The sequence below is a fragment of the Flavobacteriales bacterium genome (assembly GCA_020435415.1).
In the GTDB taxonomy this organism is placed as follows: domain Bacteria; phylum Bacteroidota; class Bacteroidia; order JACJYZ01; family JACJYZ01; genus JACJYZ01.
The window spans coordinates 1-12,382 of sequence record JAGQZQ010000094.1; the positions used below are offsets into that span (position 1 = coordinate 1).

Sequence of the window (12,382 nt, forward strand, 5' to 3'; positions counted from 1 at the left end):
CATTTCTCATCTAATCGAAATACTGACTAACATTAGAAAGAATAACTCCTTTCAAGGTATATTTCTTTACAGGGAGAGGTAACAAATTGGGGGCAACTTTAAGCCAATTTTGTTGAAATTATGGCTAAGAATTGCATCCATAGAAAACTCTTCTTCTATACAGACATATTTATTGTGAACCAGTTGAGCGGTTTGATATTGTTATTTCAAACCCTCCCTATTTCAAACTATCTATTGACGATACAAGAGCAAAAGTTGCCAAAGTAGTAGTCACCGTGCAGATATAAAACACTCAAGGTTTCTTTCTATACAGAGAAATAATCCTTTTTAGGGGCTATTTCTCCATACGTAACATAATAATCCATATCCTTTGTGTGAAAAGGGGTACTAAATAGGTTCCCTTTCTACACAGGAAAGGTAATAAAACAGGGTATCAACTTTAAGCCAATTCTTTTAGTTTTTTGGCTTAAAGTTGAATCAAGAAAAGATCCCTTTTATCCAAAGTCAAGCGGCTTTCAGGTACTCACTCAGTTCAATAATTTTCTTCAAATCTTCGTCATATTGGTTCGACAATTGTCCTGTCGGGTTCACTTGGTGATCAAAGAAAAGGGGTTTGCGCTGAAGCACTATCGCTAAAGTGAAAAACCGTTGCCAGTACTAGTAATAAGCGTCGGGTTTAAGATCACGCATTTAATTTTCCATAACGTAGCTCAGTTGGATAGAGCATTCCGGTCTTCTGACCGGAACGGTCACAGGTTCGAATCCTGTCGCGATCACTTGATGATCAAAACAATGGCAGGCTGAAAGGAGTGAAAGAAAAATCAAGCTTGCTTGAGGTTTTCTGAAGCGGAATTCAGCTCAATGTGAAGTGAAACGGAACATTGCATTGTTTTGATCCACTGCACGGATAATGCAGGATCACGAAGTAATCCTTTTCCAAAATCAGGTTTACAAAATACACCAGTACACGCTATAGCGGGGCCGCATTGTTCCGATCCACTGCACGGATAATACAGGATCACGAAGTAATCCTTCCCAAAAATCAGGTTTACAAAATATGGCAGGACACGCGATAGCGGGGCCGCATGGTTTTGATCCATTGCACGGATAATACAGGATCACGAAGTAATCCTATCGTTACACTTGAAAAAAGCGCACTCAATTGAGTAGCGCTTTTTTTGTATCCGGTCAGAATTTATCGGATTCCTCCACAATGCTTTTACCCCAACCATTCCGACGGATTACAACGGCGAAATCACAGAAAATTAGGTATTTATCGCTTCAAAAAAATAAACAGAGACACCCAGGTGATCATCATTACCGGTTATTCCGATATCAAAGCGGCAGTAGAAGTGATCAAGTTCGGCGCGTTCAACTACGTTACCAAACCGATTTACCCGGAAATGATTCTGGAACTAATCAATAAGGCAATTGAAGAAAAAAAGACCTCCAATAATGAAGCCGGTGGTGTGGCTTCCAAAAAGTCAAGATCCGGTATCAATATGAATTCAACCTTCAGGTTTATTGAAGGAAAGGGCGACGCTGCAAGAAAACTAAGCAAGGATATTAATCTGATCGCCACAACTGATATGTCCGTGGTTATTTTAGGTGAAAGCGGGACAGGTAAAGAATATGTAGCACGAATGATTCATGCCAGCAGCGAAAGACATGACAAAGCGTTTGTAACCATTGATTGTGGCGCTCTTCCGGATGAAGTGGCAGGAAGCGAGCTTTTCGGTCATAAGAAGGGTGCCTTTACCGGTGCTTTCATGGATAAGGAAGGTCAATTTGAAGTGGCCAACAAAGGAACGCTTTTCCTTGACGAAATTGGCAACTTATCGTATGACAACCAAATGAAAGTGTTGAGAGCTATTCAGGAGCGAAAGGTCCGGCGCATTGGCGACACACAGGATATTGAAGTGGACATTCGACTACTGGTAGCAACCAATGAAAATCTACGAAACGCGGTTAAGGATGGAAAGTTCCGAGAGGACCTTTACTTCAGGTTGAATGAATTTACCATAGAGATTCCACCACTCAGAGACCGAAAGGAAGACATCATGGTATACGCCGATCACTTCAGATTGCTATCAAACGACTCACTCCGAAAAAATGTCAGCGGTTTCCAGGCTGATGTTATCCAAAAACTTAAGGCTTACCCGTGGCCAGGTAACCTGAGAGAGCTAAAGAATGTTGTTAAAAGAGCGATCCTGTTATGCAATACTGATGAGGTCCACCCCGGCTGCCTTCCGGAAGAAATATGTCATCCCGAGTTATTGGCTATTTCCGATGCAGCCGGTCTGACGTCCGAGCAAATTACCGATTTGAAATCCATTGTAGAGGCTGCTGAGAAAGAGGCCATCCTCAGAGTATTGAAATTGAACAGCTATAACAAATCCAGAACAGCCGAACAACTTGGGATCGACCGAAAGACGCTTTACAATAAAATGACTGGATACGGATTGCTTGAATAAAAAAAGAGCCGGGAAATTCCCGGCTCTTTCCAAATTACTCGGGGAAGATCAGGCCTGGTCAATAAGCCTTTCTATCTTCTCACGGGAATCTCCGGTACGCTGCTGGATCCTACCTATCAACTCTTCCTCCTGGCCTTTGACATAATTCAGGTCATTCTCAGTTAGGTCTGCATATTTATTTTGGAACTGATCTTTGACCTGATTCCAGTTTTGCTGAATTTTCTTTTGCTGTCTGTTATTCATAACAATAGGTTTTGTTTGTTGATTTACTTGGTTAGCTGATATCGAATGTAGTTTACATATAACCCAAAAGTGTTGATTGGCCTCAATATCAGCGATGATTTGCATCACTTACATTGACCTTCGGACGGGAGCAAAATGAAAGGTTCGGCAAGAATACCAACAACAGATATATTCTTTCAGCTTAATAATTGGATCAATTGTATTATCTTGCGCCCCGAAATAATCGGGGTGTAGCGTAGCCCGGTATCGCGCCTGCTTTGGGAGCAGGAGGCCGCAGGTTCGAATCCTGCCACCCCGACAAAAGAAAGCCATCTTGAATGAGATGGCTTTTTTCTTAAGGAGCGCACACAAAAAGCTTGCTTTTTCGTGTAAGCGACTTAAGAAAAAAGGAAGTCCGACGCCAGGAGGGCTTTGCTTTTGTCACTCCCCTCCAAGGATCACCGTGAGGTAATCCTTCTTATCTGCCTGTCTTTTTCCTGTATGGAACTTCAAGAAAAGGAAGTCCGACGTGAGGAGGGCTTTGCTTTTGTCACTCCCCCCCAGGATCACCGCCAGGTAATCCTGTTTATCCACCTATCTTTTCTTGTGAAATCTTGGGAAACCACATCAGTAACAGGACGCTTTGACCTCTGTCATATACTTTTCAAATACTTTTCTCTTTCTGCTTTTTACTTTGAAGAATACCGCCAACACCTTTACCTTTACTGAAAATAATGTAGGAATGGAGCAGATCAGTGTATTTGACATGTTTAAGATTGGAATTGGACCATCCAGTTCACATACCATGGGGCCATGGAAAGCTTGTTTGAGAATGTTAGATAGCATCGAACAAAAGTTGGACGAGGTGACGGCTATTACAGTTCACCTATATGGTTCCCTCGCAAAGACCGGCAAAGGACACGGCACCGGCAGGGCCATTATGTTAGGTCTCAGTGGTGAGGATCCGGCTAAAATATCGGCAGACCGGGCCGACAAAATTGTTGTACAGACCCGCGAACAAAAGCAACTTATGCTTTCCGGAAGGAGGGCGTTTCCTTTTGATCCCGGAACATGCATACTGTATCATTTCGACAAGCAACTGCCCTTTCATTCAAATGCCATGGAGTTCGAAGTGACCTTTGCTGACGGCACCAAACAGAACGAGGTATACTATTCCATTGGGGGAGGATTTGTGGTAAAAGAAAATGAAGAGCCGGACACCAACGCCGTGAAACTCCGGTACAACATCGAAAACGCTTCAGACCTGTTGGATCATTGCAAGCAGGAGGGGATGTCCGTTTGGGAGGTCGTTTTGAAAAACGAGATCTGCTGGAAACCGGAGGCACAAATCCGGGAAGGTTTGCTTACCATTTGGCAAGCCATGCAGGATTGTATCTACCGGGGATGCCATAAGACCGGAAAACTTCCGGGTGGTCTTGATGTACAGCGCAGAGCCTATGACCTGGATGAAATGCTGATGAAAGGAGCCAGCTACAATACCTTGGAGGAGTGGAAGGAGCAAATCAGAAAGGGCGAAAACACTTTTCGAAGAACCATGAACTGGGTTTCCTGCTTTGCACTGGCCGTGAATGAAGAAAATGCGTCGTTTGGCCGTGTCGTTACCTCTCCCACCAATGGTGCCGCAGGCGTGATCCCTGCAGTTTTGATGTATTACAATATATTTTGCAGGAATGAGGGCAACGATGATATCATCAAGTTTTTGTTAACGGCCGGTGAAATAGGAAGCATATTTAAAAAAGGAGCCACCATTTCAGCTGCTATGGGAGGATGTCAGGCAGAAATTGGCGTGGCCAGCGCGATGGCTGCCGGTGCACTGTGTGAAAGGTTTGGCGGGAAACCAAAGCAGGTTCTGATGGCAGCTGAGATAGCCATGGAGCATCACCTGGGACTTACCTGTGATCCCATTGGAGGCTTGGTTCAGGTACCCTGCATAGAGCGTAATACCATGGGTGCAATGAAAGCTATAACAGCCTGTAATATCGCGTTATATTCCGATCCGGCAACCGCAAAACTTTCATTGGATGATGTAGTAAAAACAATGTGGGAAACGGCACAGGATATGAGCCATAAATACAAGGAAACATCGGAAGCGGGACTCGCATCCCGTATTCCTGTGAATCTTCCGGAATGTTAATGAAAAACTCCAGAGAGAGATAGGGTACTTGGAGGGCAACCTTTTGATTCTCTCTCCGGAGTTACTTCACTTTGACCGGGTAAATAAAACGAAGGTGACCATACTACCCGACCATTTTGAAATATCCACTGGGCAAATGTATTACCATTGGCTGGACGACAACAGGGTCAATTCATAAATCAGTGTTAGTTTCTAAACAGTTTATGCGTTATACCCGACTTAATAATGTAATATTCCCTCCAAATTGTATCTATTGAGCTATCGTATAGTTCACTTTTGAGATAGTTAAGCATCATATTTCCAGCTATAAATTCTCATAACGGTCATCTGCTATAATAGGGACAATTTACCGAGCTCCCGCCCATTTATCATCCTGGATTTAACCATCTTCATCCGCAACTCCCCTTATAACTCCCATAAGCCTAACCTCTTGATAGTATGCTAAATATTCATAAACGCAAGGCCCTTCTTCCCTTATATGAAACGCACGTTTGAAAGGAAAATTTGCAATCACCTTCTGTTCAATTGATTACTTTTGCAATGCACGATATTTAATTCTCGATGATTATGAATGCTACCCTTACTACAGAAGATGCCATAAAACTGGAAGATACTTATGGAGCCCACAACTATCATCCGCTTCCTGTTGTATTGGACAGGGGAGAAGGGGTTTATGTATGGGATGTAGAAGGCAAAAGGTATTTCGACTTTCTTTCTGCTTACTCCGCAGTTAACCAGGGACATTGCCACCCCCGTATTGTGGATGCGATGATCACGCAAGCAAAGAAACTCACCCTTACTTCAAGGGCATTTTACAACAGTGCACTGGGAATGTATGAACAGTTTGTCACTTCCTATTTTAACTATGATAAGGTCTTACCGATAAATTCAGGAGTGGAGGCAGTTGAGACTGCCATCAAGCTTTGCCGTAAATGGGGATATACCAAAAAGAACATACCGGCCGACAAGGCGATCATACTGGTATGCGAGAATAACTTTCACGGCCGAACGGTTGCCGTGGTTTCCGCATCCACTGACGAGGAAGCCAGAAGTCAGTTCGGTCCATATGCTCCGGGATTTAAAGTGATTCCCTACAACGACATTCCAGCTTTGGAGAATGCCCTAAAGGATCCGCATGTGGCAGGCTTACTTGTGGAGCCCATTCAAGGGGAGGCAGGTGTATTTGTTCCGGATGAAGGATATCTCTCCAGTGCCCACGCACTGTGTAAAAAAGCCGGTGTACTGTTTATTGCGGACGAAGTTCAGACCGGCCTGGCCCGTACCGGAAAAATGCTGGCCTGCGACCATGAAAATGTCAGACCCGATGTGCTGATTCTTGGAAAAGCCCTTTCCGGTGGTGTTTATCCGGTGTCTGCGGTGTTGGCCGACAATGATATTATGCTCTGTATCCAACCCGGTGAACACGGTTCAACCTTCGGCGGAAACCCCATTGCATGCCATGTGGCCATGGCTGCGTTGCAGGTTCTAAAAGACGAGAAGCTTGCCGAAAATGCACAAAAGCTAGGAGAGATCCTCCGAAACGAACTCAGATCAATGGAGTCTGTTTCTGTTCAGGAAGTGCGCGGCAAAGGGCTGCTTAATGCAATCGTGATCAAGCATCCTAAAGGAAAAACTGCCTGGGATCTGTGTTCCATGTTAAAGGAAAATGGCCTCCTTGCCAAACCAACACATGGGGATAAGATTCGATTTGCACCACCACTGGTCATCACCGAAGATCAACTATCCGAGTGCATAGAAATCATCAGGCGGACCCTGATGGCATTTGATGCGTCATAGCAATCCAGCAGACATTCGATGATTGGCAGGAATGTTTGTTACCTTAGTTAAACAAACTATCCCCAAGCCCATTCCATGAAAAAGGTGCTCGTATTTGCCGGAAGCAATAGCCGGCAATCCATCAACAAACAACTTGCCTTGTATGCCGCGTCGTTTCTTGGGAAAACGCCTTTTACAGATGTTGATTTGAATGACTTTGAGCTACCGGTATTCTCGGTGGACAGAGAAAAAGAAAGTGGCTATCCCAAGAAAGCAAAGGATTTTGATGCTTTGCTTGAATCACATGATGGGTATATCTTATCTCTCGCCGAGCATAACGGATCATATACCGCTGCATTTAAAAATCTGTTTGATTGGTTATCCCGCATTCAGGTCAAAGTATGGAGAAGAAAACCCATGTTGCTGCTCAGTACGTCCACAGGGGCAAGAGGAGGAGCGAATGTGATGGAAGCCGCACTGACACGTTTCCCCAGACATGACGCACAGATCATCTCACATCTGAGTGTCCCGTCTTTCAACGAAAATTTTCATAACCATGTCATAACAGACAGTCAGCTTCAACAAACGCTGGTTTCCGCCGTTTTGACGTTTGAACAGGCATTGCTCAATCCATCTGGTCATTCAATAGGGAAAAACACACAGTAGCAACCAACCCTGCGGTTTCCGTTCTTAATCTCCGTGGCCCAAGATAAACCAGCTTTGCATTTTGTTGCTTCGCCAATTCAATCTCCCTTAAAGTGAAATCACCTTCCGGCCCGATCAAGACCGTTACAGATATTCCCTCTTTCAACTGATCACGCAACATGCCTTCCGGCTTAAACTGTTTAGAAGCATGGGCCATAAAAAGCGGATGATCTGACAAACCCGATATGAACTGATCAAACACTACAGGTTCGTTCAGCTTTGGAATATACAATCGTTGGGATTGCTTCATAGCGCTGATCAGGATTTTCTGAAGGCGATCCATTCTTAACTTTTTACGTTCCGATCGTTCGCAGATCACAGGAGTGATCTCGTGCACTCCGGTTTCCGTTGCCTTTTCCAGAAACCATTCAAACCGATCTATATTCTTAGGTGGGGCCATTCCGATGTGCAATGTAGCATTCGGTTGGTCTTCCCGTACCCATCCTTCAACGGTGAACTGGCAACATTGATGGTCAACCGTTTTCAGTCTGGCCTGAGCCATCCTTCCAAGACCATCCACAACTTCCATAAAGTCACCTTCCTGAAGGCGCATTACACGAACTGCATGATGTGATTCTTCAGGGCTCAGGAAGTATATCTCCTGTCCAAGCGTCGGTTGATAAAATCGGTATCGGTTCATATCACATATCCCAAAGCCACCTGGCCAGTGTATAAATACCCAGCATATTAATGGCCACTCCAATGAGGTTCAAAATAAGTCCTGTTTTTATCATGTCTTTCATAGAAACCCGCTCACTTCCGAAAACAATGGTGTTAGGAGGTGTAGCGACCGGAAGCATAAATGCATACGAGGCGGATAATACCACCGGCACCATAAACAGCAAGGGATTCTCTGTGAACTGCAATGTGATCCCCATCACCATCGGCAAAAGTAAATATGTTGATGCTGTATTGGAGGTCAGTTCTGTGAAAAATGTCATAAACACACACAACGTGAGCACAACCAACCACGGTGGAACTCCTTGCAAACCGGATAAACCTGAGGCAATCCAGTCGGACAATCCGCTGGACGTTATCCCGGCAGCCAACGCAAAACCACCTCCGAACAAAAATATGATCCCAACGGGAATGCGCTGCACCTGATCCCATGTAAGCAAACCCGTTCCTGTTGCACTGCGGGATGGAATCAGGTATAAAATGCACGCACTTAACATCGCCACTGTGCTATCTTTGAAATATTCAGGATGTGGCAAAATGCCGGACCACCCGGGAATAGTGATGTTGCCTAAAACAATGTCTTGCCGAAAGAACCAGAGTATGACAGTCAGAATGAATACGATCGTAATCGCCCTTTCCTCATAGGACATCGGGCCAAGTTGTTTGTACTCACGATCACATTCCACCAGATCGATGGGGGCATTGCCGATGTCTTTAAGAAATCGCTTTTTCAACACAAGGTAGCAGCAAATAAGAAAGAGCACCGCTACCGGCAAACTGTACAAAATCCAGTTGGTGAAATTAATGGCAGGAAGGTTCTTGAAGTGATCATTAAAGAAACCCATGAATACCATATTCGGCGCAGTTCCGATAATGGTAGCCGTGCCGCCGATTGAAGAAGAATACGCTAACCCCAGGAGTAATGCGGTCGCCAGTGCCGGTTCCTTTTTCTTCCTTTGATCCTCCAGTTGTTTGACCACCGCAAGCACCGCAGGTAATAACATCATAGTGGTGGCTGTATTCACAATCCACATGGAAAGAAAAAAACTTGCAATCATAAACCCCAGCAGCACTGTTGCCGGCGTTTTTCCAATGCGTAGTAAAAGATAGAGCGCAATCCTTTTATGAAGATTCCATTTCTCCAGCGTAAAGGCGATGAGGAATCCACCAACGAATAAAAAGATGATCTCGTTGGTATAACTTGGTGCCACTTCCTTCATGCCCATAATACCCAAAACAGGGAACAGAACCAGGGGAAGGAGTGCGGTAAAAAAGATGTTCACGGCTTCCGTAATCCACCAGGCTGCCATCCAAACAGCCACAAAAGCCATACGGGACATCAATGGCGGATGCCCGTACGATGAGAGCAACATCGCCGCAATAAAGCCAAGTACCGGCCCCAAAAACAACTTTAACAAACGCTTTCCGCCCATGTTGGGCGTAAATCTATAAAATTTGGAACACTAGGGAAGGAGGAAAAGCAAGCAACCGGTCCACCATGAATCAGGACAGGATTGGTCGGAACAAAGAGTTCGTTCGATGAACCGGTTGCTTGTACTTGGATTAATGCGTCGAACTTTGACTTCCCCCTTTGTCAAACAGCTGGTATGAACCTATGACAACCGCTGCCATTGAAAGAAGTATCGTCAGAATCATCATGCCGGCATTGAGTAATTGGGAGTCTAATGAGGCATTAATAAAGGCTATTCGAAATGGCACAAGGATAACAAACAATACGATCAGGGTAGCTATAATTCGACTTTTCATACTTTAAGTTGTTGTTGTTTTGTATGATAAAGATCGGGTATGCCCGGATCGCCAGCCATGACATTGGTCAGGAAAGAGAATGATGTTGGTCAACCGATTTGCTCGGTTTGCAACCACTTATTTATGTATGGGTGATAAATACTGGTAGTTGTCCAGACTGAAGAATAGATTCGGAGGCACTGGGATGGAATAACATGCTAAACAGGCTTCGTCCATATGCTCCGATCACGATCAATGAATGCTCCAGGCCTGAAGCATAGGATTGTATCTCGCCTGATACATCACCGAAACGATAGGTGACATTGGTCTTCGGAAAATGAGATGCGGCCAGAACCTGAATACTTTTTTCCTCTTCAGCCGGCAAGGTATCCCCTTGCTTCTTTCCGACGTGAAGTACATGCAAAGGCTTGGACAACATGTCTTCCGGCATCAGGTATGAAAACTGCTTAAAGGCGTGCGCAGAAGAGGGGCTACCGTCGTAAGCCAGAATAACATCCGAAACCGGGTTGGTATTTTCCGGTACCACCAGAATTGGACAACATGCATCCTTAAGTACATCCTTCAGCAGGTGGTCTCCCGGACCGCCACCAACGTTGGCAAAGAATGTCTGATAACCGATGATGATCAGGTCGGAAAATCTACTTTCACGTACGATTTCAGCAGCAGCCGAGCCCTGTTCAAAATGGACCTCGTACGGAAAACCTTCATGCCGGCACTCCGACTCAAATGACTGAATGAATTCTCCGATCTGTCGCTCACCCGCCTTCAATCCTTCCTCCACAAATGTAAAGTTAAGCTGCCTGGAAAGTTCGTCAGTACCCATAACAGATAACATGCTCAGGTAACTGAGGTCTTGGATAAACATCCCTACCAGTCGGGGCCTTGGCACTTCAGGAAATAATCGGAATGCAAAGTGAAGGGCACTCCTGGAAAAATTAGAACCATCTGAAACAATAAGAATTCGCTTGGCGGCCATGTGCAGCGTTTATTTTATCGGAGCAATCGTTCCGTATTTCACCTTGGGCTCCTTAATCTTCAGGGTCAGCACAGGTCTCGTGGCGTGATTGAGTACATCCTCTGCCAAACTTCCGTTAATCAGGTGAGAAAGGCCGGTTCGACCATGTGTACCCATGACAATAAGGTCCGCGTTAATGTCATTGCTGTAATTGATCAGGCCACTTTCCAGATGCTCATCGTTATAAATGTTCACTGAATAATGATGCATTTTATGCTTTTTAGCCATATCCTCCATCAATTTTGTCGCATACCTGGTTGTTTCAAAATGATAAGGTGTATTCACTTTAAGTAAATGAATATTGGATCCGTAAATCTCTGCAAACTGCCGTACCTTAGGCACCACATGATCTGTTTCCTTGTAAAAGTTGGACGCAAAGACCATGTTCTTTACTTCAAATTTCTTATGCTGTGATTTGATGGTAAGTACCGGACAATGTGCCAGACGCGCCACTTTCTCTGTGGTAGACCCGATAAATTCCTCCCTGAAACCACTTGTTCCATGAGACCCCATCACAATAAGATCTATCTGGTGTTTTTTTGCCAGCTTGGTAATCCGATCATAAATCGATGCGAAGTCAATTGCTGTAACAGCCTTTACACCCTTCATAAATGGTTTTTTCAGGAGCTTCGCAAAGTTCTTCTCGGCAAGCTTGATCAGAAAAAGTCCCTCAGGAATACTGGAATATTCTACAAATCTGTCACTGTCGGATTGCACAGGCATGTTAATAATGTGAAAGATGTACAGCTTCGCACCCGTCTTCTTGCTTATTTGTGCAGCTACTTCTGTTGCGTAATCCGCATGTTCCGAAAAATCAGTAGGTACCAGGATATTTCTCATAGGTTCATTTTTTTGTACAAGGTATGTGCTTTAATTTTATGATTGGTTGACAGCTGTCAGGATACAAAATGACTTAAATCAATCATCTGCTATTGGTTCACCGGCCGCCCGGCATCTTTCCAGGCGGTGATACCACCTTCCATATTGATGATATTTGAAAAACCTGCCTCCTTGAGCATGTTAGCAGCCGTAGCACTTCTTCCTCCTGATTTACAATAGACATAAACCGGTTGGCTTTTATCCAGACCGGCTTCGCAAAGAGCCATAAAATCATCTGCATTTACATTGAAATTCATGGCGCCTTGAAGATGTCCTCCGGAAAACTCCTCCGGCGTTCGGACATCGACGATCTTCCCCGGATTCTGTTCAAGGGTTTGCGCAAATTCCTCCACACCAATACTGCGAACTACACCAACAGCAGGTGTTTCAATTGAACCAGTCTCGTCCCCCTCAGATGCAAGTTCATGCCCTCCATCATTTTTACACCCGGCAGCCAGCGCAATAAAGACGCTTATCTGCACGGTGCAAATAAGAACAACGGAAATTCTTTTTGAAGTCATCGTTTATCGTTTCTCAGTGCAACAGCTAAGTTATAAATTCATGGCAAACCTGCATACCCGGTCCCATTGTTAATTCACAATTATGAATTTCACCTTGCAGAAGGATATCTGAAAAATTCATCCCAAATTATGCAATAGATCAGCCTGATTTGCTGAAAAGGCTTTGTGGCCTTACCTTTCCGGAATCAGT

The 12,382-nt window shown here is 44.6% G+C and carries 11 protein-coding genes and 1 tRNA gene; 5 read left to right on the plus strand and 7 right to left on the minus strand.

Features of this window, described 5'->3' with window-relative positions; genetic code table 11:
- Positions 1–1,307 precede the first annotated feature (1,307 nt).
- Complete coding sequence (locus tag KDD36_12620) at positions 1,308–2,474, plus strand: sigma-54-dependent Fis family transcriptional regulator (GenBank protein MCB0397495.1); 1,167 nt, start codon at positions 1,308–1,310, stop codon at positions 2,472–2,474.
- Between the two features lie 48 nt (positions 2,475–2,522).
- Here the strand turns inward: KDD36_12620 and KDD36_12625 are convergent, their stop codons facing one another.
- The gene (locus tag KDD36_12625) at positions 2,523–2,717 is read right to left on the minus strand and encodes a CsbD family protein (GenBank protein MCB0397496.1); all 195 of its coding nucleotides are present in this window, start codon (positions 2,715–2,717) and stop codon (positions 2,523–2,525) included.
- Between the two features lie 224 nt (positions 2,718–2,941).
- Here KDD36_12625 and KDD36_12630 point away from each other — a divergent pair.
- Positions 2,942–3,015: transfer RNA gene (locus KDD36_12630), tRNA-Pro, on the plus strand.
- A gap of 122 nt (positions 3,016–3,137) precedes the next feature.
- Here KDD36_12630 and KDD36_12635 read toward each other — a convergent pair.
- Positions 3,138–3,290 carry a hypothetical protein gene (locus KDD36_12635; GenBank protein ID MCB0397497.1) on the minus strand — a complete coding sequence of 51 codons (153 nt, stop codon included), beginning with the start codon at positions 3,288–3,290 and terminating at the stop codon, positions 3,138–3,140.
- 148 nt (positions 3,291–3,438) lie between these two features.
- On the opposite strand from KDD36_12635, the gene KDD36_12640 reads away from it, so the two are divergent.
- The 3 genes from KDD36_12640 (at position 3,439) to KDD36_12650 (ending at position 7,293) form a co-directional block, all read left to right on the plus strand.
- Entirely contained in the window at positions 3,439–4,851 is a 1,413-nt protein-coding gene (locus tag KDD36_12640; protein MCB0397498.1) for an L-serine ammonia-lyase, read from the plus strand.
- Between the two features lie 567 nt (positions 4,852–5,418).
- The gene (gene rocD, locus KDD36_12645; GenBank protein ID MCB0397499.1) at positions 5,419–6,648 is read left to right on the plus strand and encodes an ornithine--oxo-acid transaminase; all 1,230 of its coding nucleotides are present in this window, start codon (positions 5,419–5,421) and stop codon (positions 6,646–6,648) included.
- Positions 6,649–6,723: 75 nt separating this feature from the next.
- Positions 6,724–7,293 carry an NAD(P)H-dependent oxidoreductase gene (locus KDD36_12650; protein MCB0397500.1) on the plus strand — a complete coding sequence of 190 codons (570 nt, stop codon included), beginning with the start codon at positions 6,724–6,726 and terminating at the stop codon, positions 7,291–7,293.
- Here KDD36_12650 and KDD36_12655 read toward each other — a convergent pair.
- From KDD36_12655 to KDD36_12675, 5 genes are all read right to left on the minus strand, one after another.
- Positions 7,253–7,972, minus strand: coding sequence for a 16S rRNA (uracil(1498)-N(3))-methyltransferase (locus KDD36_12655; GenBank protein MCB0397501.1), 720 nt, complete (start codon positions 7,970–7,972; stop codon positions 7,253–7,255). The two genes, KDD36_12650 and KDD36_12655, sit on opposite strands and share 41 nt — an antisense overlap.
- A 1-nt stretch (position 7,973) precedes the next feature.
- The gene (locus KDD36_12660) at positions 7,974–9,443 is read right to left on the minus strand and encodes an SLC13/DASS family transporter (GenBank protein ID MCB0397502.1); all 1,470 of its coding nucleotides are present in this window, start codon (positions 9,441–9,443) and stop codon (positions 7,974–7,976) included.
- A 455-nt stretch (positions 9,444–9,898) separates the two neighbouring features.
- A complete protein-coding gene (locus KDD36_12665) occupies positions 9,899–10,753 on the minus strand; it encodes a universal stress protein (GenBank protein ID MCB0397503.1) in 855 nt (284 codons plus the stop codon).
- A gap of 9 nt (positions 10,754–10,762) precedes the next feature.
- A complete protein-coding gene (locus KDD36_12670; protein MCB0397504.1) occupies positions 10,763–11,632 on the minus strand; it encodes a universal stress protein in 870 nt (289 codons plus the stop codon).
- An 89-nt stretch (positions 11,633–11,721) separates the two neighbouring features.
- Positions 11,722–12,192: a rhodanese-like domain-containing protein gene (locus KDD36_12675; GenBank protein ID MCB0397505.1), complete on the minus strand. Its 471-nt coding sequence runs from the start codon at positions 12,190–12,192 to the stop codon at positions 11,722–11,724.
- Positions 12,193–12,382: the final 190 nt, after the last annotated feature.

Coding starts and splice junctions, on each gene's coding strand:
- KDD36_12625 (MCB0397496.1), bottom strand. CDS start 2,717: ATGAATAACAGACAGCAAAAGAAAATTCAGCAAAACTGGAATCAGGTC.
- KDD36_12640 (MCB0397498.1), top strand. CDS start 3,439: ATGGAGCAGATCAGTGTATTTGACATGTTTAAGATTGGAATTGGACCA.
- rocD (MCB0397499.1), top strand. CDS start 5,419: ATGAATGCTACCCTTACTACAGAAGATGCCATAAAACTGGAAGATACT.
- KDD36_12650 (MCB0397500.1), top strand. CDS start 6,724: ATGAAAAAGGTGCTCGTATTTGCCGGAAGCAATAGCCGGCAATCCATC.
- KDD36_12655 (MCB0397501.1), bottom strand. CDS start 7,972: ATGAACCGATACCGATTTTATCAACCGACGCTTGGACAGGAGATATAC.
- KDD36_12660 (MCB0397502.1), bottom strand. CDS start 9,443: ATGGGCGGAAAGCGTTTGTTAAAGTTGTTTTTGGGGCCGGTACTTGGC.
- KDD36_12665 (MCB0397503.1), bottom strand. CDS start 10,753: ATGGCCGCCAAGCGAATTCTTATTGTTTCAGATGGTTCTAATTTTTCC.
- KDD36_12670 (MCB0397504.1), bottom strand. CDS start 11,632: ATGAGAAATATCCTGGTACCTACTGATTTTTCGGAACATGCGGATTAC.
- KDD36_12675 (MCB0397505.1), bottom strand. CDS start 12,192: ATGACTTCAAAAAGAATTTCCGTTGTTCTTATTTGCACCGTGCAGATA.